The following is a 20,964-nucleotide window of genomic DNA, read 5'->3' as shown; positions in this document are numbered from 1 at the left end:
TGGCGTGGCGAGAAATGCATGGGAGGATGACATGACGGTGACCACGGCGGACAAGCGCGCCGCATTCCGCAGGCTGCATGACGCCGGCTGCTTCGTGCTGCCGAACCCGTTCGACGCCGGCACCGCGAAGATGCTGCAGCATCTCGGCTTCAAGGCGATCGCCTCGACCAGCGCCGGCTTCGCATGGTCGATCGGCAAGGCGGACACCTGCACGATGCTGGACGAGATGCTCGCGCATTTCGCGGCGCTGTCGGCCGCCGTCGACATTCCCGTCAATGCCGATTTCGAGGGCGGCTTCGCCGAGGCGCCGGAGGGCGTGGCGGCCAACGTCACGCGGGCGGTCGCGACCGGCTTGGCCGGTCTCTCGATCGAGGATTCCACGGGGGATAAGGACCATCCGCTGTTCGATCGCGATCTGGCGGTGGCACGCATCCGCGCCGCGCGGCAGGCGATCGACGCCAGCGGTGGCGACGTGCTGCTGACCGGCCGCTGCGAGGCGTTTCTCTGGGGCAAGCCCGACCTCGGACTGGTGACCGACCGCCTTGTGGCCTATGCCGAGGCCGGTGCCGATTGTTTGTATGCGCCGGGCATCAAGACGGTCGAGGAGATCTCGGCTGTCGTCAAAGCGGTGGCGCCGAAGCCCGTGAACCTGCTGATCGGGGCGTCAGGTCTGTCGCTGAAACAGGCCGAAGATCTCGGCGTGCGCCGCATCAGCGTCGGTGGCTCGCTGGCAAGGATGGCCTGGGCCGGCTTCATGCGGGCCGCCAAGGAGATGGCCGAGCAGGGGACCTTCACCGAGCTGGCAGGCGGCTATCCCGGCGGTGAGTTGAACAAGATCTTCGGTTGAGATCGGTGTGCGCACGAGGAAAAGCCGCGGCATGGGCCGCGGCTTTTCGATGATCAGCCATCGTTGCGCTTAGTCGTGGTCCACGCCGATGCCGACGCTGACGCCCGGCGCGCGGATGCCGATGCCGCCGCGGTCTTCATAGTGGCGGCGCTCGACATAGCGCTCGCGCGGCGCATAGGCGTACGAATCGCGGTCCCGGTCCTCGATGATGACGCGGCGTTCGCGGTGCTCGCGCCAGCAACGGCCGTCCTCGTTGCAGACCATCCGGACCTGCCGGATGTCGCGCTGCGGAAGCGCCGACACATCGGGCGACAGAAGCGGGGCAGCCGAAGCTGACGTCACGACGAGCGTGCCCGCTGCGGCGGCGAGAGCAAGGGTGAGAGCCTTCATTGTGTGGTCTCCTCTGATAGGACCGGGTCAAAGTGCCGCAGACCCAATCGAGAAGTGAGGACATTGTTCCATGGTCTTGTCGCTCGTCCACGCATTAGCAAGGCGCATCGCGCGATCAACAACAAGATCAACAAACAAAAAGAGCGGCAGATGATCGCTCACCTGCCGCCCAGGAGTGGACGGCTGCTGCCGTCCCGCGAGATCGCGGTGAACTACTTGGCGTGACTACTTGGTGTTGTTGTTGCTCTGTCCGGCCGGGGCCGGGGCCGGGGCCGGGGCCGGTGGCGGGGTCGTCCGGTCACCCGCGGCGCCGGTGGTCACGCCCGGTGCGGTGTTGGCCTTGCCGCTGGTGGTCGAGGTCGATTGCGAGGCCGGCGTGGTGCTGGCCTGATCATTACGCGTCGACATGTTGTTCAGGCCGTAGAACACGGCGCCGAGCAGAATGGCGATGCCGAGTGCATAGGCCGCGACGCGGCCGGTCGACGACCGTCCCTCGGTGAGTTCGGGATCCGGCTGCAGCTGGCTGTCCATTCGCGCCGCACGTTCATACTCGGAGCCGGTCATGCCCGCACCGGTCATGTCGCTGCCGGCCATGCCCGGGCGCGTGGTCATGTCGGGGCGGGGCGGCATGTCGGGGCGGTTCATTCCATCAGGGTAGCGCTCGTTCGGAAGCCGTTCGTTGGCCATGTCATCCTCCTTGCGATTGTCACCCGACAACCAGCGCAGGCCCGGCTCTGTTCCGCGAAACCTTGCGAATTCCCCAGCGGATTGGTTGCCCGCCGCGCTAAGGTTCCTCGCGTGCACTGCGATTCTGGTCCTGCTGTTGGAGCTCTCGATGTGGAACCTGCCGCCGGGTGACGGCGTGCTGCATCTGTTGTCCTGGGTGGCGCTGGCGGCGCAGGCGATGACGGCCGCGCTGGCCGCAGGACGCCGCAGCATGGACTGGATGGGCGTCTGCCTGCTGGGGGCGATCACCGCGCTCGGCGGCGGCACCTTGCGCGACGTGCTGCTCGGCCACTATCCGCTCGCCTGGGTCGAGCAACCGTCCCTGCTGCTGCTCACCGTGCTGGCGCCGTTCGTGACGATCGCGATGGCGCGGCTGGTGCATCGGCTGACGACGGCCTTCCTCGTGCTCGATGCCGTCGGCCTCGTCGTGTTCACGATGACGGGCTGCGACATCGCCTGGCAGATGAACGTGCCGATCGGCATCGTCATCGTCGCCGGGATGATCACGGGCTGCGCCGGCGGCGTGCTGCGCGACATCCTCTGCAACGACGTGCCGCTGCTGTTCCGCGCCGAGCTCTATGCCAGCGTGTCGCTGCTGACCGGCCTCATCTATGCGAGCGGCTTGTCGCTCGGGATCGGCAGCGGGTTGTGGACGGCCTTGACGTTCGCCGCCGGGCTGTCCTTCCGCCTGCTCGCCATCCGCTACCAGTGGAATATGCCGCGCTTCGTCTTCAACAGCGAGGAGCGGGGCTGACGCCGGCTCGCCTGTCGCATTGCACAATACGCGGCGCGCCGGAATCGCGAGCCCCGCGAACTCGCCAACTCTCGGCCGTCCGCCACGCCGAGCCATGGCGCGCATCATCCCATTGCGCGCCGGGCTCCGTTTTCGACACAAACGGCAAAAGCCTGAGCCGGCTGCCGCCACGAAATTGCGATTTCGGGTGGCTGCCCTGCGCAGGCGAGATTTGTGATGCGCAATCTTCAAAACCAGACATAAATTATTGGCAGAACGCGTGTGCTTCCGCCATCGGGCGAGGCACGCACACCCCGATAAGAGCACGGCAAGAGGGCGGAATGGGCATCAACGAGAGCGAGATCAATCTCGACCAGAAATACACCGCAAGCTCCGGCCACATCTTCCTGACCGGCATCCAGGCGCTGGTGCGGCTGCCGATGGCCCAGATCCGGCGCGACCGCGCCGCCGGCCTCAACACCGCCGGTTTCATCTCCGGCTATCGCGGTTCGCCGCTCGGCGGCTACGATCAGCAACTGTTTTCCGCGCGAAAACATCTCGAGCAGTACAACATCAAGTTCCAGCCCGGCGTGAACGAGGACCTCGCGGCCACCGCGATCTGGGGCTCGCAGCAGCTGCATCTGTCGCCCGGCGGCAAGTATGACGGCGTCGTCGGCATCTGGTACGGCAAGGGCCCCGGCGTCGACCGCTGCGGCGACGTGTTCCGGCACGGCAATGCCGCGGGCTCCGCCAAGAACGGCGGCGTGCTGTGCCTCGCCGGCGACGACCACGGTGCCAAATCCTCTACCGTGCCGCATCAGTCCGACCACGCTTTCATGTCGGCGCTGATGCCCTACCTCTATCCGTCGTCGATCCACGAGATGATTGAGATGGGCCTGCTCGGGATCGCGATGTCGCGCTATTCCGGCTGCTGGGTCGGCATGAAGGTCATCACTGAAACAGTAGAGACCACCGCCGAGATCAACCTCAACGACGAGATGACGCCGTTCGTCATCCCCACTGATTTCGAGATGCCGCCGGGCGGCCTCAACCTGCGCTGGCCCGACGACCGCTTCGAGCAGGACCGCCGGCTGCAGGACTACAAGGGCTTCGCCGCGATTGCCTTCGCCCGCGCCAACAAGGTCAACCGCATCACGATGGATTCGCCGAACGCCCGCTACGGCATCATGGCGTCCGGCAAGAGCTACGAGGACATCCGCCAGGCGCTGCGCGAATTGGGGATCACCGAGGAGGTCGCCGCCAAGATCGGGCTTCGCCTCTACAAGATCGGCATGCCCTGGCCGCTGGAGCCGGAAGGCGTGCGGCAGTTCGCCGTCGGGCTCGAGGAGATCTTCATCATCGAGGAACGCCGCGAGATCGTCGAGAACCAGGTCAAGCAGGAGCTGTTCAACTGGCGCGACGACGTCCGCCCGCGCATCGTCGGCAAGATGGACGAGCACGACAAGCGCTTCCTGCCGTTCGCCACCGAACTCTCGGTTGCCTCGCTCGCGACGTCGCTCACGGAACGACTTCTTCGCCTCGACCTCAATCCCGAGATCAAGGCGATGCTGCGTGCCAAGGCCGACTGGTTCAACGGCCGCGACGCCTCGCAGATGCAGCTGGTGTCGCCGGTGGCGCGCACGCCGTATTTCTGCTCGGGCTGTCCGCACAACACCTCGACCAAGGTGCCCGAGGGCAGCCGCGCGCTGGCCGGCATCGGCTGCCACTTCATGTCGCTGTGGATGAACCGCAACACCGAGACGTTCACGCATATGGGTGGCGAGGGCGTGTCGTGGGTCGGCATCGCGCCGTTCACCAATGAGAACCACATCTTCGCCAATCTCGGCGACGGCACCTATTTCCACTCCGGCAGCCTCGCGATCCGCCAGGCGGTCGCCTCCAAGGCCAACATCACCTACAAGATCCTCTACAACGACGCCGTCGCGATGACCGGCGGCCAGCGCCATGACGGCGATTTGTCGCCGCAGCAGATCACCTTCCAGCTGCATTCGGAGGGCATCCGCGAGATCTATCTGGTCTCGGAGAATCCCGACGCCTATCCGGCCGACAGCATCGCACCCGGCGTCAAGCTGGCGCATCGCGACGAGCTCGACAACGTCATGAAGACGCTGCGCCAGATCAAGGGCGCCTCGGCCATCGTGTTCGTGCAGACCTGCGCCGCCGAGAAGCGCCGCCGCCGCAAGCGCGGCACGATGGAGGATCCGCAGCGCCGCGTCTTCATCAACCCGGCCGTCTGCGAGGGCTGCGGCGACTGCTCGGTGCAGTCGAACTGCATCTCGGTCGAACCCTTGGAGACCGAGCTCGGCCGCAAGCGCGTCATCAACCAGTCGTCCTGCAACAAGGACTATTCCTGCGTGAAGGGTTTTTGCCCGTCCTTCGTCACCATCGACGGCGGTAAGCCGCGCTCGCGCGCGCCGGCCGAGCTCGGCGACATCGGTGAGATGCCGGAGCCGCTGACCAAGCCGACGCTCGAGCGGCCCTACAACGTCGCCGTCGGCGGCGTCGGCGGCACCGGCGTGCTGACGATCGGCGCGCTGCTCGGCATGGCCGCGCATATCGAGGGCAAGGCCTCGATGATCCTCGACATGTCCGGCCTCGCGCAGAAGGGCGGCGCGGTGCTCAGCCATGTCCGGCTGTCGGAGAATACGGCGGATGTGACCTGCTCGCGCATCGTCACCGGCACCGCCGATCTCGTCATCGCCGCCGACGAGGTGGTCGCCGGCGCCAAGGAGACGATCACGCTGTGCGACAGCGAGCGCACCCATGGCGTCATCAACAGCCATCTGATCCCGACCGCCGATTTCGTGCTCAACCGCGACTTCAACTTCCAGAACCGCAAGGTCACGAGCCTCTTGGAAACCGCGCTGCGTAAGGACGCGACGTTCTTCGACTTCACCAAGCCGGCCGAGGCGCTGCTCGGCGACTCGATCGCCACCAACATGATGATGATGGGCTACGCCTATCAGAAGGGGCTGCTGCCGCTGTCCGCCGAGGCGATCGAGAAGGCGATCGCGATCAACGGCGTCGCGGTCAAGATGAACACCGAGGCGTTCAGGCTCGGCCGTCTCATCGTCGTCAATCCCGAGCGCGTCGCCGGCATGATGACCGGCCAGGACGAGACGGTGCCGCCGAAATCGCTCGACGCGATGACGCTCGACGAGATCATCGCCCATCGCACGGCGCATCTCACCGCGTATCAGAATGCCCGGCTCGCCAAGCGCTACCGCAAGCTGGTCGACCAGGTCCGCGAGGCCGCCGACAAGGGCGGCTATGGCGAAGCGCTGCCGCGCGCGGTCGCCACCAACTACGCAAAACTGCTCGCCTACAAGGATGAGTACGAGGTCGCCCGGCTGTTCTCCGACGGCACCTTCGAGAAGCAGCTGCATGACGCCTTCGAGGGCGACTACAAGATCTCCTTCAACCTGGCGCCGCCGATCTTCAACAGCGGTGTCGACCCGCAGGGCCGGCCGAAGAAGAAGAGCTATGGCGCGAGCATGATGAAGACGTTCCGGCTGTTGGCGAAGCTGAAGGGTCTGCGCGGCACGCCGCTCGACATCTTCGGCTACTCCGCCGAGCGCAAGATGGAGCGCAACCTGATCGCCGGCTACGAGAAGGACGTCGCCACGGTGCTGGGCCTGCTGTCGCCGGCCAATGCCGAGATCGCCACCGAGTTCTTGTCGCTGCCCGACAAGATCCGCGGCTACGGCCCGGTCAAGGACAAGGCCATCCAGGACGCCAAGGCGCGCTACGCGCAGTTGGCCGCCGACCTCGCCAACCCGCCGTCCGCGCCAAGGCAGATGGCGGCGGAGTAGGGGCGTGGGATCAGCTGTGAAATGCCAGTCGCAAGATGTTCGTGACTGCGCCCTCTCCCCTTGTGGGAGAGGGCATGTAGGACAGCGCGGCAAGCTAGGTCGGGTGAGGGGTATGTTTCCACGAGCGTCGTGCGCGGAGAGAAACCCCTCACCCAACCGCATGCGCGGATAGGCCGGAGCTGCCCTCTCCCACAAGGGGAGAGGGCGCTGTATCGCGCAGCGGCGGAGTGGGCCAACTGCGGCGCATGCCCACCATTGAACCGTCGGCCTTGAGCCATCGCGAACAGTTTAGGTATCGATTTGGGGGGTAGGGCAGATGCGCACGGCGCTCGACGCTGATCCGGATATGCTCGATGAAAAAGAGCGCAAGTTCGTCGCGAAAATCCGCGAGCATGGCTGGTTCGCGATCCATGTCGGCGCAGATGAACAAGGGCCGGGCTTTGCCTATACGACCGGCTTCTGTCTGAAATTCGGCCACCCCGAACTGATCGTGTTCTCGCTGCCACTTCAGATCGTCAACGATACGTTCTGGCATTTGTACCGCGAGCTTGAAGCCGGACGACGTATTCCCGTCGGCGTTCCCTCACCCGATATATTCACGAACGCTCCGGCCATGCTGCTCCCGGTTTCGTCACGGCACTATGCCGACCATCTGGGATGGAGCCGCTGGTTCTATGGCGGTGACGACTTCGAATGCCTGCAACTGATCTATACGGATCGTGACGGTAATTTTCCGTGGTCGCCTGAAGCTTCGGTGATACGGACCGCCCAGCCGGACCTTACCGAGGGTCATTGGTCCGGCATGGCTCACTAGCGCGGGGATTTGGTTCGGGGGGAGACGCTCGATGTGGCGCGTGGGACTATTCGTGGCGTTGTTGGCTATTACTTCTCTGTCGGCGAGTGCCCACGAGTTCTCATGGCAGGGCGTTGGGCCGGTCCGGCTGGGGATGACCGTCGCTCAGGCCGAGCGCGCGCTGAAGGCAAAGCTAGGGCCGGTCTCGCCGCCATTCGCTAGGGATTGCTACGTTACTGGTCGGACGGACGGGAGAGACAAGGCGCTGTCCTACGTCATCGTCAATGGACGGATTGTGGTCGTGACCGTGTTTCTCCGCGACTATGCGAAGCCGGATCCGGCCATCGTCGATGCGAACGGCGTCGGCGTGGGCGCGACGGAGGCGGACGTTCGCCGCGGATATCCGCACGTCAGGAAGGAGCTGTCGCCCGACTTCCGCGGCATCAGTCCGGAGGAGGCCGAGGAGTTCGCACGCGACCGCGCCAGCCACGGGTTCACCGAGCCGGAGCCGCCGCCGCATTATTGGATGATCGCAGAGGGACGCGATCGCAAGCGCGCCATCGTCTTCGAGACGCAGGACGGCAAGGTCCTTTCCTTCAGCGTTGGGCTCAAGCCTGAGGTTCTGCTCAACGAGAATTGCATTTGACCGTACCCGTCGGGCAGATTTTCTACGAAAAACGCAGTTTGAGCCGAGCCGCACCTCAAATCTGCGCGCTGCGCCATCGTGCGACATAAGGCCGGGCAAACATGTAGAGCCCCGTGCCGAGGAGCACGATCAGCGGGACGAGCGCCAACAGGCCGATCCAGAAGGCCGGCTGCGTCTGCGACATCGCCGCGATGTTGACGATCACGCCGAGCGTGAAGGCGATGGACACCCAGCGATGCATTTGTCTGATCGCGTTGCTCCAGTTCATCCGTTCCTCCCATGATGATGTTTGCAGTCGATGCGGCTCAGCCGAGCCGGGCCAGCGTCTGTTCGAGGCCGTCGAAGAATTTCGGCCAGCCGTAGCGCGCGCCCTGATAGGCGCGGGTCTGATCGGCGGCGAAGCCGGTCTGCTCCATGCGCAGATGCGTGCCGGCAGCGGTCGGCGTCAGCGTCCAGGTGACCACGCTGTCGAGTCCGAGCGCGGCCCAGCTGTAGGACAGCGTCCTGTTGGGCTCGATCGCCATGACCTGGCAGTTCACCACACCCCAATCGGCGTCGAGCTTGAAGCGGTGATCGAGCTCCGGCACGAAGTCGTTCTTCATCAGCCACTCCGCGATCAGATGCGGCTGCGTCAGTGCGCGCCAGAGCTTTTCGGGCGGATGCGCGAACTCGCGCTCGACGATGACGGTGCGGGTTTCGGGCGCGGAGGTCATTGATCCATCCTGTTGAGCAGGGTTTCCAAGTCGTCGAACCGGCTCTCCCAGAACGCCGCCATGCGGCTGGTCCAGTCGAGCAGGGGCGCGAGCGCCTTCGGCTGCGCGCGATAATGCGTCAGGCGGCCTTCGTGGCGCTCGCGCACCAGCCCGGCCTGCTTCAGCAGGCCGAGATGTTTCGAGACCGCCGGCTGTGACACGCCGGCCTTGGCGGTGAGCGCGCCGACGGTCTGCTCGCCGTGGCGGCACAGCCCCTCGAAGATCGCCCGCCGGGTCGGATCGGCAAGCGTGCGGAACAGCAGATCGGGCGAGCGCGGCATTTGATCCATAACTCAGTGGTTATGGATTAATGCATAACCGCTTGGTTATCGATCAGTCAAGCCCCGGAGTCCGGCCGGCGCACGCCGTCACGCACCGACTGTCGGGACGGTTGACAGCACGCGACGGGCGGCTCGGCTCGGCGCAGTTACGACGATCCTTCCTGATCCGCGATTTCGATCACTGTCCCCATGCCCACCAGCTTGGCGCCTTCCTGAATACGCCACTCGCGGCCGGGATAGATCTGCCCGTCGAGCCCGGGCCACATCAAGAACTTGATGGTTGTTTCGATGCTCTCGCCCGGATGCAATTCGAAACCGTCGGGCAGGTCGATGAGTCCCAAGGTCATGTCGTTGTTGTCAGGGCCAAAGAAATTGTGGTTCGGACGATAGCCAGCGCGAACCGGCTGCGTCCGGCCGCTTTCCTCGCTCGTCAGCAGCCTGATTCTTGCTCGCACATGGAGGATGGCATTGGACATCAGTCGGAACTCCCGCAACTATCGTAAAAGTATGTTGCGGCGAGCTGGGGAAGCAGATCGGAACGATCCTCGATGATTGCGCAGAACGCCAGGAACCAATAGCTCGTCTCCGACAGATCGAACCGCGGAGGCTCGCTGGTCAAACAGATCAGAACGGCGCGAAGAGCGCAGTTCGTCTTGTTCTGAAAGTCATAGCGGCTATCAGTGGCATCGATCGCTTGCCAGCAGTGGAGGCGCGTCTCATCAAGCTCGGCGGAGTTCGTCAGCTCATCTCGATATGCCAAAGCGATCGAGAACAGCGGTTGCGCGGCTGGAGGCAGCGCGGTGAGCATGGAATGCAGGAAGTCGACCGCGAAGCGCTTGAACTGCCGGACTGCCGCATCATGGCCTTGCGCCCGTTCGAACTGCTGGAGGCTCTCAATAAAGAGATCCTGACAGTCTTCGCTGTCCTCGGCGGTGTTCAAGGCTTGTCTCCCTGAATGGTCGTGCGATGGATCAAAACGGAAACCACCGCCGTCCACCCGCAGCCTGCGATAATCGATCACACCGATGACGGCACTCGCTGTTGTCGTCAATCCCTCTGCCCGTCGGGCAGATTTTACTTTACGAAATTCGGAAATCGTGCTCTATTGTCGCCATCCCGCCTCACTCGGAGGGGCGTTGCGCGCGATCGTCACGACACGCGAGGCGGGGAGCGATGGCCGCGATGGAGCCGCAGCGTGTCTCTTGATGCGCGGACGAACGGCTCGGCGCGGACGTGAAGTCGCAGCGTGCTGGCACCCCGACGCTGGTGTCACGTTCGTGACGGCGCTTGCGCGCCGCGCGGGCAATGGTGGCCAACAAGCCCGGCGCACCAGGCAGACTGCGTATAAACGTTAAGACTGTCGCGCAGGGAATGCCGGTTGATCGGCTTTGCCTGTGGTACCTGCCGCCTGCATTTTTTCAGCAGGCGGGCCATGGGTGAGGCCTTCACCCGGCATTCCCTGCGCCCTCCGATCTCGTGAGGGTGAAACGTTCAGCTGAGCCTCGGGCATTCGTGCCGCGGGAACGAGAACCTGCGTCAGTTGATCCCGTGCTGCCGCGTCAAACTCCGCCGTCGTCCCGGGCAAGCCGCGACGGCGCGACGCGGCGGCGGGGCGCCGACCCGGGACCCATACTCCGCGGCCGCAATTGGCTGGCGCAAGTCGTGCCATCTCGTGTCACAGCGGCCGCCGGTGGTTATGGATCCCCGGCGTTCGCCGGGATGACGGTGGTGGTCGTGGCGGCAGCGCGCGCGACGACGCAGGGGACAGAAGAGCCGTGGTCCTGAGCCTTGACGGTGTTCACGCTGAATCTAAGCCCGACCTGAATCCTTCCATATCCGCAACGGCTTGGCGGAATGGCTTAAATTCCGGATGGCAGTTGCCGGGCAGGCTGTGTATAAGGCGCGCGCTGCGGCGGGGACAAGCGCGCGGCCGTTCACGAGGGAGTAGATTGCCATGACCGAGCGCTGGAGCCCGGAGAGCTGGCGTTCCAAGCCGGTGCAGCAGGTGCCTGATTATCCCGACCACAAGGCGCTGGCCGAGGTCGAGGCGCAGCTCGCGACCTTTCCGCCGCTGGTGTTCGCCGGCGAGGCCCGCAACCTGAAGAAGTCGCTGGCGCGGGTGGCGGCCGGCGAGGCCTTCCTGCTGCAGGGCGGCGATTGCGCCGAGAGCTTTGCTGAGCACGGCGCCAACAACATCCGCGACTTCTTCCGCGTGCTGCTGCAGATGGCGGTGGTCATGACCTATGCCGGCGCGGTACCGGTGGTGAAGGTCGGCCGCATCGCCGGCCAGTTCGCCAAGCCGCGCTCGTCGCCGACCGAGAAGATCAACGGCGTCGAGCTGCCGAGCTATCGCGGCGACATCGTCAACGACACCGCCTTCACGCCGGAGGCGCGCATCCCCAATCCGCAGCGCCAGCTCGACGCCTACCGGCAGTCGGCGGCGACCCTGAACCTGCTGCGTGCGTTCGCCACCGGCGGCTTCGCCAATCTCGGCAGCGTGCATCAATGGATGCTCGGCTTCGTCAAGGATAGCCCGCAGTCGCGCCGCTACAAGGAGCTGGCCGACCGCATCTCCGAGGCGCTCAACTTCATGCGCGCCTGCGGCCTCGACCTCGAGAGCCATCCGGAGCTGCGCGCCACCGATTTCTACACCAGCCACGAGGCGCTGCTGCTCGGCTACGAGCAGGCCTTCACCCGCGTCGACTCGACGACGGGCGACTGGTACGCGACCTCGGGCCATTTCATCTGGATCGGCGACCGCACCCGCCAGCTCGATCACGGCCATGTCGAATATTTCCGCGGCATCAAGAACCCGATCGGCCTGAAATGCGGCCCGTCGCTGAAGCCGGACGAGCTGATCAAGCTGATCGACATCCTCAATCCCGACAACGAGCCGGGCCGGCTGACGCTGATCAACCGCTTCGGCGCCGACAAGCTCGGCGATCACCTGCCGGGACTGATCCGCGCGGTGCAGCGGGAAGGGCGCAAGGTGGTGTGGTCGTGCGATCCGATGCACGGCAACACCATCACCTCGACCTCGGGCTACAAGACGCGGCCGTTCGACCGCATCATCGCCGAGGTCAGGGCGTTCTTCGCGGTGCATGCCGCCGAGGGCACCCATGCCGGCGGCATCCATCTGGAGATGACCGGCAAGGACGTCACCGAATGCATCGGCGGCGCGCGCGCGATCACCGATGAGGATCTCAACGACCGCTATCACACGGTGTGCGATCCGCGTCTCAACGCCGAGCAGTCGATCGACATGGCGTTCCTGATCGCCGAGCTCCTCAAGCAGCAGCGTGGCGGCAAGTCCACTCCGATGCCGGCCGTCGCGGGCTTCTGATGCTGCGTCTGTGGCGCGCGACGGTCAACTCGCGCAACGGCCTCGCCTTTGCGCTCCGCTCCGAGCAGGCGGTGCGCGAGGAGATCATTGCGCTGCTGCTGGCGCTGCCGCTCGCCTACGTCATCGGCGCCACGCCGATGCGCCGCGTCGAGCTGGTCTGCGCCGTGATGCTGGTGCTGGTCGTCGAGCTGCTCAACACCGCGATCGAGAAGCTCGCCGACCGCGTGACCACCGAGCACGATCCGAAGATCGGGCAGGTCAAGGATCTCGGCTCGGCGGCCGTGGGCGTCGCGCTCGTGATGGCCGGCGGCTTCTGGCTGTTCGCACTCGCCGAGCGGCTCGGATTGTTATGAGTGTCCTGAGCGATGGCCGCTGACAGCTTCAAGATCACGCTGGCCCAGCTCAACCCGATCGTCGGCGACATCGCCGGCAATGCCGCGAAGGCGCGCCAGGCGCGGGCCAAGGCCGCGGCCGACGGCGCCGATCTGGTCGTGCTGCCGGAGCTGTTCATTGCCGGCTATCCGCCTGGCGATCTCGTGCTGCAGCCGGACTTTCAGGCCACCTGCCGCGCCGCGATCGAGGCGCTGGCGCGCGAGACGGCGGATGGCGGGCCGGCGGTGCTGATCGGCACGCCCTGGGGCGAGGACGGCAAGCTCTATAACGCTTGCGCGCTGCTCGACGCCGGGCGCATCGCCGCCACGCGCTTCAAGATCAATCTGCCGGATGACGACGCGTTCGATCAGAAGCACCTGTTCGCGCGCGGCCGCGCCGCGGGACCCTTGAGCGTGCGCGGTTGGCGGATCGGCGTGGCGATTGGCGAGGATATCGGCGCCGAAGAGGTCGCCGGCTACGAGAACGTGGTCGAGACGCTTGCGGAAACCGGTGCCGAGCTGATCGTTGTGCCGAGCGGCTCCCGCTTTGCACGCGGAAAAGGCGATGTCAGGCTGTCGCTCGCGGTTGCACGGGTCATCGAGAGCGACCTGCCGCTCGTCTATCTGAACCAGATCGGCGGCCACGACGATCTCGTGTTCGACGGTGCGTCCTTCGCGCTCAATGCCGACATGTCGCTCGCCGCGCAATGGCCGGCCTTCGCCGAGCAGATCACCACCTTGTCCATCGCGCGGGGCGATGACCGCTGGCGCGGCGGACCGGTCGCATCCTTGCCCGAGGGCGACGAGGCCGACTACGCGGCCCGCGTGCTCGGCCTGCGCGACCGCGTCGCCAAGAACGGCTTCACGGGTGTCGTGCTCGGTCTGACCGCTGATCTCGCGGCCATGCTGTCATTGGCGATCGCCGTCGATGCGCTGGGGCCGGCGAAGGTGCGCGGCGTGGTGCTGTCCGGATCGGACACTCAGCTTGCGGACGAGGTGATCGCGGCCGCGGCGCGGCTCGGAATCGTCGCCCAGGTGGTGCCGATCGCGGCTGCCGTCGCAGGCTTCGAAAGCGTTCTCCCAGGAAAGCTTTCAAGCGGCGCCCACCGCGACCTGCTGGCGCGCGTACGCGCGGCGTTGCTGAGTGCGTTGGCGAGCCTGTCCGGCGCGCTCGCCCTTCTTCCGAACGGCTCTGACGACGACATCCCGCCGGCGCAGGTGATTCGCCTCGCGGCGCTGCGCAACCACTGGCGGCCGGTCGGCGCGCTGGGGGCGTCAGGCGAGGTGATCCCGTCCGACATCATCGACCGGGGTTCGATCGATGCGTTCGATGGATAGGCGGATGCGAGACGGCTCAGCGCGGCGGGATGAAGGTCGGTCCGACCGTGCGGATCTGCTTGTCGGCGCCGGTCGTGGTGTCAGCGGTGGTGGTCGGCGGCGCCGCCTCAGCTGCGGGCGCAGCGCCCTTCTTGGCGCCCGCCGGCGGCTTGCCGGTCTGGCGCTGCTGCATCCGCTTGGCGCTCTCCTCGGTGACGATGATGTCGCCCTGTTCGGCGGCCGCGGCCCTGTCGTCGATCGACTTCAGCGCGTCGGCCCAGGTCTGGCCCGGCGCCTTGCACGAGCAGCTCGGGTTGAACTCGGTGCGATACTTAAAGGCGTTGGCGAGCGCGCTGTATTGCTGGCCGTTGATCGACACCGCCTGGTTCATGTCCTCGCCGGGATTGCGATAGGTGAACAGCGTCGCCTCGGCCGCCGGGCACTGCGCCTTGCAGGCGCGCTCGTCGTCGGCGAATCGTCCGGGAACGGTCGCGAACGAGATCGGGAAATAGGCGCCGTCGCAGCTGCGCACGCAGACCGTGCGATAGGTGCCCTGGGGCGCGGCGAGATCCGCGCTCGGCGGCGGCAGCGACGCTGCAGGGTTGTTGTCACCGCCACCGAACAGGTTGGTCAGGAAGTTGCCGCCGCCACCACCGCGGTTGGCATATTGCTGGTACTGCGGGCCGCAATTGTTCTGGCCGAGCGCCGCGAGCACCGACCGGCGCTGATTGTCTCGCTCGCCGCCGAACCCGCCGCCGCGCAGCCGCTCCAGATTGCTGGTGATCTGGTCCAGATTCGAGCGCATCTGCTGAATCTGGTTGTTCACCGGTTGGCATTCCGCCGCGCGGCCGTTGAAGATCGAGAAGAAACCGGGGCTGTCGCAGCCCATCCGCTTGGCCTGCGTATTGACGCGATCGAGCTCGCCCTGCTGCTTGGCGGCGGCGTCCTGATAGCGCCGGATCTGGTCCTCGCGCGCCGGATCCCCGCCGCCGGCGCCGCGATCGATCGAGGCGAGCTGGGCTTCGAGGCGCGGGCAGATCGGGTTCACGCCGGCCTGCGGCTGACCGGGGGCCATCTGCGCATAGGAATCGGAGCTGGATTGCGCCAGCGCGTGCGAGCCGGTCAGGGTCAGTCCGAGCAACGCAGTGTAGGCCAGCAGGCGCGGAGACAAGGAAGCGATCAAGATGCGGTATTCCGGTCCATGGGTGCTGCCGCGGAGCTAGCACAGAATTCGGAAAAATCGCGGCAGCGGCGGGCATCCCATAGCCGCTTTGTTCGGCAGCGTCACGTCGTTTCCGGGGCAGGGGGGTGGCGGAACCGCCGCCCGTGGCGCGGGTCAGCGCTGGCAGGTGATCGCGACGAACTCGCTGCAGGCGCCGTGGGTGCAGTTTGCACCGGCTTTCGGCACCGATCCGGTGATCTCTTCGGGGTCGACCCGACGGTAGGAGGAGGCCTGAGCAAAATCCCGTGATTGGCAGTAGGACCGCGCGGCGGAGGCGCCGCACTTGTCGCCTTTGGCGAGGCATTGGTCGACGCCGTAGCCATCGGATTCGTTGGCGATGATGAAGATGCGGCTCTCCGCTGATGCGATGATCGGAGCGGCGAGGAGGAGACAGCAGGCGAGCAGGCCCGAGAAGAATCGCATGGTGCACCGGTGGATGGTGGAGACAACCCACGGTTAGGTCAAAAAGGTTAAGAATGATTAACCATGAGGCAGCGTGGCAGCGTTTGGGTAGCGAAAACGGCCATTTTGCGGCTCTTGACGGCAACACCCTGCTGGATCATGGTGAACCCCATGAACGGTTTCCTCGCCATCGGCTGTATTTGCCGCGAGATTACGAGCTAGCGATTCGCTGGCTGAGGCCGTCTTTTCTCAACAGAGATGATCAGGACGCCCGGCCGGCAGGTCGCGAGCGCGATTTTTTGCCGTGGCTGCCCGCCTGCGGGCCGTCATCCGGCGTAGGAACCCGTTGCGCTTCGCCGTGAAGACAGGCGAAGCGGAGGCACTGGCATTTCGGGGACGGACCCATGGACTTGCGATTGTACGACACCGCCGCGCGGGAGAAGCGCCCCTTCGTGCCGCTCGATCGCAACAATGTCCGCATGTATGTCTGCGGACCGACGGTCTACGACTTCGCCCATATCGGCAATGCGCGGCCGGTGATCGTGTTCGACGTGCTGTTCCGGCTGCTGCGCCACGTCTACGGCGCGGACCACGTCACCTATGTCCGCAACATCACGGACGTCGACGACAAGATCAACGCACGCGCCGCGCGAGACTTTCCGGGCCTGCCGCTGAACGAGGCGATTCGCCGGGTCACCGAGGTGACGGCCAACCAGTTCCACAGCGACGCTGCGGCACTCGGCAGCCTGCCGCCGACCTTCGAGCCGCGCGCCACCGATTTCGTGTTGCCGCGTCCCGACGGCAAGGCGGACATGGTGACCCTGATCCGGCAGCTGATCGCGCGCGGCCATGCCTATGAGGCCGGCGGCGAGGTGCTGTTCGATACCCAGTCGATGCCGGACTATGGCGCACTGTCGGGCCGCAGGCTCGACGAGCAGCTCGCCGGCGCGCGCGTGGCCGTCGATGCCCACAAGAAGAACCCGGCCGACTTCGTGCTCTGGAAGCAATCGTCGGCGGACGAGCCGGGCTGGGACAGCCCGTGGGGACGCGGCCGTCCCGGCTGGCACATCGAATGCTCGGCGATGAGCGCCGCCTATCTCGGTGATGTCTTCGACATCCATGGCGGCGGGCTCGACCTGATCTTCCCGCATCATGAGAACGAGATCGCGCAGTCGCGCTGCGCCCACGGCACGTCCGTGATGGCGAACTACTGGCTGCACAACGAATTCGTTCAGGTCGAAGGTGCGAAGATGTCGAAGAGCCTCGGCAACTTCGTCACCATCCGCGACCTGTTGGCCGATTGGCCCGGCGAGGTGCTGCGGCTCAACATGCTCAAGATGCATTATCGCTCGCCGGCCGACTGGACGCTGAAGGGGCTCGAGGAGAGCGCCAAGACGCTCGACGACTGGTACCGCGTCGCCGCGGATGCGCCCGGCGAGCAGCCGGAGCCGGCGGTCGTTGCCGCGCTGCTCGACGACATCAACACGCCCTTGATGATCGCCGAACTGCATGCGTCGCGTGGACGAGCGGCAGCGGGGGGCGACGCCGAGCGCTCGGCTTTCGCCGGCTCGCTCCGCTACGTCGGCTTCCTGGCCGAAACCGCGGCGCAATGGGAAGCGCGCAAGCAGCAGGCCAAGGGGGTCGACGCCGCCAAGGTTGAGGGCTTGATCGCCGAGCGCACGGCCGCGCGCGCCCGCAAGGATTTCAAGGAATCCGACCGTCTCCGCGATGAGCTCGCGGCCATGGGCGTGGTGCTGAAGGACGGCAAGGGCGCCGACGGCCAGCCGGTCACGACCTGGGAGATCGCGCGATGAGCAAGCCCGACACGCCATTCCCCAAGCACTGGCTCTACTACATCGGACTGAAGCTGGTGCTGATCGCTGGGGCCGTCGCGCTGGTCACGAAGCTCTACGGCATGTGGTGAGGACATGGGGCAATCTCTTCCAAAGGCTGCGTTGCGGCCGTTCCTTCCCGTCGATACGCCGCTGCTGGCCGCGATCTTCGTCGCCAGCATCGAGCAACTGACCGGTGACGATTACAGCGAGGACCAGCAGGAGGCCTGGGCGGCGGCTGCCGAGGACGAGGCGAGCTTCGGCAAGAAGCTCGGCTCGGCGCTGACCCTGATTGCGACCCTGCAGGGCTCGCCGGTCGGCTTCGCGTCCCTGAAGGGCAACGACCACATCGACATGCTCTATGTGCATCCGAGCGTGGCGGGGCAGGGCGTCGGCGCGCTGCTGTGCGACGCGCTGGAAAAGCTCGCCGGCGCCCGAGGCACGACGGGATTGTCGGTCGATGCCAGCGACACCGCGGTCGATTTCTTCCGCAAGCGCGGCTACGTCGCGCAGCAGCGCAACAGCGTCTCGATGAACGGCGAGTGGCTCGCCAACACCACGATGAAGAAGGCGCTTAGCGCCGGAGCGCAGGCATGAGCAGAGAGCGACTTTATCTGTTCGACACCACGCTGCGCGACGGCGCGCAGACCAACGGCGTCGACTTCACGCTGACCGACAAGCAGGTCATCGCGCGCATGCTCGACGATCTCGGCATCGACTACGTCGAGGGCGGCTATCCCGGCGCCAATCCGCTCGATACCGAGTTCTTCGCCGAGCGGCCCAAGCTCGGCCATGCCCGCTTCACCGCCTTCGGCATGACGCGGCGGGCGGGCCGCTCGGTGTCTAACGATCCGGGCGTTGCAGCGCTGCTGGATTCGAAAGCGGATGCAATCTGCTTCGTCGCCAAATCGTCGGCCTATCAGGTGCGCGTGGCGCTCGAGACCACCAAAGACGAGAACCTCGCCTCGATCCGCGACAGCGTCACGGCGGCGAAGGCGGCGGGCCGCGAGGTGATGCTCGATTGCGAGCACTTCTTCGACGGCTACAAGGAGAACGCCGAATTCGCGCTCGCCTGCGCCCGCACCGCCTACGAGTCCGGGGCGCGCTGGGTCGTCTTGTGCGACACCAATGGCGGCACCATGCCGCACGAGATCGAGACCATCGTAAGCGAGGTGGTCAAGCATGTGCCCGGCGATCATCTCGGCATCCACGCGCATAACGACACCGAGCAGGCGGTGGCGAACTCGCTGGCGGCCGTGCGGGCCGGCGTGCGCCAGATCCAGGGCACCTTGAATGGCCTCGGCGAGCGCTGCGGCAATGCCAATCTGTGCTCGCTGATCCCGACCCTGAAGCTGAAGACGGAGTTCTCCGACAGTTTCGAGATCGGCGTCTCCGACCAGCAGCTCGCCGGGCTGATGAAGGTGTCACGCACGCTCGACGACATGCTCAACCGCGCGCCGAACCGGCACGCGCCCTATGTGGGCGAGAGCGCCTTCGTCACCAAGACCGGCATTCACGCCTCCGCCGTGCTCAAGGACCCGCAGACCTACGAGCACGTCTTGCCCGAGCGCATCGGCAACCACCGCAAGGTGCTGGTCTCGGACCAGGCCGGCCGGTCCAACGTGATTGCGGCGCTGGAGCGCGGCGGCATCCCGTTCAGCAAGAGCGACCCGAAGCTGACACGCCTCGTCGAGGAGCTGAAGGAGCGCGAGGCCATGGGCTATGCCTATGAGTCCGCCAACGCTTCGTTCGAGCTGTTGGCCCGGCGTACGCTCGGCTCGGTGCCGGAGTATTTCCGGGTCGAGCAGTTCGACGTCAATGTCGAGCAGCGCTACAACGCGCTCGGCGAGCGGGTCACTGTGGCGCTGGCCGTGGTCAAGGTCGACGTCGCGGGCGAGCGGCTGATCTCGGCGGCGGAAGGTAACGGCCCGGTCAACGCGCTCGACGTCGCGCTGCGCAAGGATCTCGGCAAGTACCAGGGCTTCATCGAGGGCCTCAAGCTGATCGACTACCGCGTCCGTATCCTCAACGGCGGCACCGAGGCGGTCACGCGCGTCCTGATCGAGAGCGAGGACGAGAAGGGCGAACGCTGGACCACGGTCGGCGTCTCGCCCAACATCATCGACGCCTCGTTCCAGGCGCTGATGGATTCGGTGTTCTACAAACTGGTGAAGTCGGGCGCGCCGGGGTGAGCGAAGGGGCCGTCATTGCGAGCGAAGCGAAGCAATCCAGAGTCCCGCACGCCACCCTGGATTGCTTCGTCGCTTCGCTCCTCGCAATGACGGAGGTGAGAGCGGGGGACGAAGCATGATCGACCACATCTCCGTCGGTGTCAGCGATCTCGCCCGCAGCGTGCGCTTCTATGAGCTGGCGCTGGCGCCGCTCGGCATGACCCGGCTGATTGAACGGCCCGCCAATGTCGGCTTCGGCAAAACCTATCCGGAGTTCTGGATCAACCTGCGTGCCGGCATGGCCCGCGTTTCGGCCGATACCGGCTCGCATCTTTGCTTCCGCGCGAAGACCACGTCCGAGGTCGACGCATTCCACGCGGCGGCAGTGGAGGCGGGAGGCATGTCGGACGGTGCGCCGGGGCTGCGGCCGCATGATCGTGTGCGCTATTATGCGGCCTTCGTGCTCGACCCGGACGGCAACCGGATCGAGGCCGTCACGTTTCCGCCGGAGTAGGGCTCAGAGGCGCTTGGCGATTTCCGGAGCCATCTCGGTCTCTTCCTTCGCGACCTTGGCGGCGGCCTCGCGCAGGCGCGGCAGGATGTCCTCGGCGCGGTCGGCCTTGAGGAGTTCGATCTGGAAGCCCGGGCGGATGAACTCGGTCTCGCGCATGTGGGCGAGAAGGGAAAAGAGCGGCTCCCAGAAGCCGTCGATATTGGCCATCAGCACCGGCTTGGCATGGCGGCCGAGCTGCTTCCAGGTCAACTGCTCGACCAACTCTTCCAGCGTGCCGATGCCGCCGGGCAGCGCCACGAATGCGTCTGAGTGCTCGAACATCAGCCGCTTGCGCTCGTGCATGTCGGGCGTGACGATGAGGTCCTTCAGCGGCATCATCACTTCCTTCTTCACCAGGAAGTCGGGAATGATGCCGGTGACGTCGCCGCCATGCTCGAGCACGGCCTTGGCGACCGCGCCCATCATGCCGATGGAGCCGCCGCCATAGACGAGCCTCACGCCGTTGTCGGCGAGCGCCTTGCCGAGGGTTTTCGCCGATTCGATGAAGCTGGGATTGGTGCCGGGGCCGGAGCCGCAATAGACACAGACGGTGCGGATTTCAGTCATGGGATGGGTGTGACACTGCCACTGAAAGGCGTCAAGACGAGGGCGGGTGGGCGGTTCGCGGAGTTCTACGGGGCAATTCGATCGATCTGAATCAACTTATGCAATTACTGCGCCGCCGCAACGGAATCTGTTGGCGTGCGGGTGCACTTGGTGGTCGAACACTCTATATGGGGCAGGTCACCCCG

General features: G+C 65.7%; 23 protein-coding genes. 13 read left to right on the top strand and 10 right to left on the bottom strand.

Annotation, left to right across the window (positions count from 1 at the left end; all coding sequences use genetic code 11):
* Nucleotides 1-31 precede the first annotated feature (31 nt).
* Nucleotides 32-847: an isocitrate lyase/PEP mutase family protein gene (locus ACQR1I_RS10705; protein WP_434864578.1), complete on the top strand. Its 816-nt coding sequence runs from the start codon at nucleotides 32-34 to the stop codon at nucleotides 845-847.
* Nucleotides 848-916: 69 nt separating this feature from the next.
* Here the strand turns inward: ACQR1I_RS10705 and ACQR1I_RS10700 are convergent, their stop codons facing one another.
* Nucleotides 917-1,237, bottom strand: a complete 321-nt coding sequence (locus tag ACQR1I_RS10700) for a hypothetical protein (RefSeq protein WP_434864577.1) — start codon at nucleotides 1,235-1,237, stop codon at nucleotides 917-919.
* A gap of 63 nt (nucleotides 1,238-1,300) precedes the next feature.
* Between ACQR1I_RS10700 and ACQR1I_RS10695 the strand changes: the two genes are divergently transcribed.
* The gene (locus ACQR1I_RS10695) at nucleotides 1,301-1,462 is read left to right on the top strand and encodes a hypothetical protein (RefSeq protein ID WP_434864576.1); all 162 of its coding nucleotides are present in this window, start codon (nucleotides 1,301-1,303) and stop codon (nucleotides 1,460-1,462) included.
* On the opposite strand, the gene ACQR1I_RS10690 is transcribed toward ACQR1I_RS10695, so the two are convergent.
* Nucleotides 1,463-1,924, bottom strand: a complete 462-nt coding sequence (locus ACQR1I_RS10690) for a hypothetical protein (protein WP_434864575.1) — start codon at nucleotides 1,922-1,924, stop codon at nucleotides 1,463-1,465.
* Nucleotides 1,925-2,072: 148 nt separating this feature from the next.
* On the opposite strand from ACQR1I_RS10690, the gene ACQR1I_RS10685 reads away from it, so the two are divergent.
* The 4 genes from ACQR1I_RS10685 to ACQR1I_RS10670 all read left to right on the top strand — a co-directional run bounded on the left by ACQR1I_RS10685 (nucleotide 2,073) and on the right by ACQR1I_RS10670 (nucleotide 7,968).
* Entirely contained in the window at nucleotides 2,073-2,717 is a 645-nt protein-coding gene (locus ACQR1I_RS10685) for a trimeric intracellular cation channel family protein (protein ID WP_434864574.1), read from the top strand.
* A gap of 320 nt (nucleotides 2,718-3,037) precedes the next feature.
* Complete coding sequence (locus ACQR1I_RS10680; protein WP_434864573.1) at nucleotides 3,038-6,529, top strand: indolepyruvate ferredoxin oxidoreductase family protein; 3,492 nt, start codon at nucleotides 3,038-3,040, stop codon at nucleotides 6,527-6,529.
* Between the two features lie 316 nt (nucleotides 6,530-6,845).
* Entirely contained in the window at nucleotides 6,846-7,343 is a 498-nt protein-coding gene (locus ACQR1I_RS10675; protein ID WP_434864572.1) for a DUF4262 domain-containing protein, read from the top strand.
* A gap of 280 nt (nucleotides 7,344-7,623) precedes the next feature.
* Nucleotides 7,624-7,968 (top strand): hypothetical protein, encoded by a 345-nt coding sequence (locus ACQR1I_RS10670; RefSeq protein ID WP_434888728.1) that lies wholly within the window; start codon nucleotides 7,624-7,626, stop codon nucleotides 7,966-7,968.
* 55 nt (nucleotides 7,969-8,023) lie between these two features.
* Here ACQR1I_RS10670 and ACQR1I_RS10665 read toward each other — a convergent pair whose 3' ends face one another.
* The 5 genes from ACQR1I_RS10665 to ACQR1I_RS10645 form a co-directional block, all read right to left on the bottom strand.
* On the bottom strand, nucleotides 8,024-8,236 hold the full coding sequence (locus ACQR1I_RS10665) for a hypothetical protein (protein ID WP_434864570.1): 213 nt from the start codon (nucleotides 8,234-8,236) through the stop codon (nucleotides 8,024-8,026).
* A 37-nt stretch (nucleotides 8,237-8,273) separates the two neighbouring features.
* Nucleotides 8,274-8,681 carry an SRPBCC family protein gene (locus ACQR1I_RS10660; protein ID WP_434864569.1) on the bottom strand — a complete coding sequence of 136 codons (408 nt, stop codon included), beginning with the start codon at nucleotides 8,679-8,681 and terminating at the stop codon, nucleotides 8,274-8,276.
* Nucleotides 8,678-9,001, bottom strand: a complete 324-nt coding sequence (locus ACQR1I_RS10655) for an ArsR/SmtB family transcription factor (protein ID WP_434864568.1) — start codon at nucleotides 8,999-9,001, stop codon at nucleotides 8,678-8,680. The genes ACQR1I_RS10660 and ACQR1I_RS10655 overlap by 4 nt, the downstream gene beginning before the upstream one ends.
* A gap of 146 nt (nucleotides 9,002-9,147) precedes the next feature.
* A complete protein-coding gene (locus ACQR1I_RS10650; RefSeq protein ID WP_434864567.1) occupies nucleotides 9,148-9,477 on the bottom strand; it encodes a hypothetical protein in 330 nt (109 codons plus the stop codon).
* Nucleotides 9,477-10,052, bottom strand: coding sequence for a hypothetical protein (locus ACQR1I_RS10645; RefSeq protein WP_434864566.1), 576 nt, complete (start codon nucleotides 10,050-10,052; stop codon nucleotides 9,477-9,479). Before ACQR1I_RS10645 ends, ACQR1I_RS10650 begins: the two co-directional genes overlap by 1 nt.
* 903 nt (nucleotides 10,053-10,955) lie before the next feature.
* Between ACQR1I_RS10645 and ACQR1I_RS10640 the strand changes: the two genes are divergently transcribed.
* The 3 genes from ACQR1I_RS10640 to ACQR1I_RS10630 are packed head-to-tail and all read left to right on the top strand — an operon-like array spanning nucleotide 10,956 to nucleotide 14,053.
* A complete protein-coding gene (locus ACQR1I_RS10640) occupies nucleotides 10,956-12,344 on the top strand; it encodes a class II 3-deoxy-7-phosphoheptulonate synthase (protein ID WP_434864565.1) in 1,389 nt (462 codons plus the stop codon).
* Nucleotides 12,344-12,697, top strand: coding sequence for a diacylglycerol kinase (locus ACQR1I_RS10635; protein WP_434864564.1), 354 nt, complete (start codon nucleotides 12,344-12,346; stop codon nucleotides 12,695-12,697). The genes ACQR1I_RS10640 and ACQR1I_RS10635 overlap by 1 nt, the downstream gene beginning before the upstream one ends.
* Before the next feature lie 12 nt (nucleotides 12,698-12,709).
* Nucleotides 12,710-14,053: a nitrilase-related carbon-nitrogen hydrolase gene (locus ACQR1I_RS10630; protein WP_434864563.1), complete on the top strand. Its 1,344-nt coding sequence runs from the start codon at nucleotides 12,710-12,712 to the stop codon at nucleotides 14,051-14,053.
* A gap of 16 nt (nucleotides 14,054-14,069) precedes the next feature.
* Here the strand turns inward: ACQR1I_RS10630 and ACQR1I_RS10625 are convergent, their stop codons facing one another.
* Both ACQR1I_RS10625 and ACQR1I_RS10620 read right to left on the bottom strand, forming a co-directional pair.
* Nucleotides 14,070-15,215: a DUF2865 domain-containing protein gene (locus ACQR1I_RS10625; RefSeq protein ID WP_434864562.1), complete on the bottom strand. Its 1,146-nt coding sequence runs from the start codon at nucleotides 15,213-15,215 to the stop codon at nucleotides 14,070-14,072.
* A 153-nt stretch (nucleotides 15,216-15,368) separates the two neighbouring features.
* Nucleotides 15,369-15,677 (bottom strand): hypothetical protein, encoded by a 309-nt coding sequence (locus ACQR1I_RS10620; RefSeq protein ID WP_434864561.1) that lies wholly within the window; start codon nucleotides 15,675-15,677, stop codon nucleotides 15,369-15,371.
* A 383-nt stretch (nucleotides 15,678-16,060) separates the two neighbouring features.
* On the opposite strand from ACQR1I_RS10620, the gene cysS reads away from it, so the two are divergent.
* From cysS to ACQR1I_RS10600, 4 genes are all read left to right on the top strand, one after another.
* Entirely contained in the window at nucleotides 16,061-17,470 is a 1,410-nt protein-coding gene (gene cysS / locus ACQR1I_RS10615; protein WP_434864560.1) for a cysteine--tRNA ligase, read from the top strand.
* A gap of 114 nt (nucleotides 17,471-17,584) precedes the next feature.
* Nucleotides 17,585-18,085, top strand: coding sequence for a GNAT family N-acetyltransferase (locus tag ACQR1I_RS10610; RefSeq protein WP_434864559.1), 501 nt, complete (start codon nucleotides 17,585-17,587; stop codon nucleotides 18,083-18,085).
* Nucleotides 18,082-19,680: a citramalate synthase gene (gene cimA, locus ACQR1I_RS10605; RefSeq protein ID WP_434864558.1), complete on the top strand. Its 1,599-nt coding sequence runs from the start codon at nucleotides 18,082-18,084 to the stop codon at nucleotides 19,678-19,680. Before ACQR1I_RS10610 ends, cimA begins: the two co-directional genes overlap by 4 nt.
* A 115-nt stretch (nucleotides 19,681-19,795) precedes the next feature.
* A complete protein-coding gene (locus ACQR1I_RS10600; RefSeq protein WP_434864557.1) occupies nucleotides 19,796-20,173 on the top strand; it encodes a VOC family protein in 378 nt (125 codons plus the stop codon).
* Nucleotides 20,174-20,176: 3 nt separating this feature from the next.
* On the opposite strand, the gene ACQR1I_RS10595 is transcribed toward ACQR1I_RS10600, so the two are convergent.
* The gene (locus ACQR1I_RS10595; RefSeq protein ID WP_434864556.1) at nucleotides 20,177-20,779 is read right to left on the bottom strand and encodes a TIGR00730 family Rossman fold protein; all 603 of its coding nucleotides are present in this window, start codon (nucleotides 20,777-20,779) and stop codon (nucleotides 20,177-20,179) included.
* Nucleotides 20,780-20,964: the final 185 nt, after the last annotated feature.

It is taken from the genome of Bradyrhizobium sp. HKCCYLS2038 (assembly GCF_051167655.1).
Classification (GTDB): Bacteria; Pseudomonadota; Alphaproteobacteria; order Rhizobiales; family Xanthobacteraceae; genus Bradyrhizobium.
The sequence above is the reverse complement of the archived record's forward strand: the minus strand, read 5'-3'. Positions and strand labels throughout refer to the sequence as shown.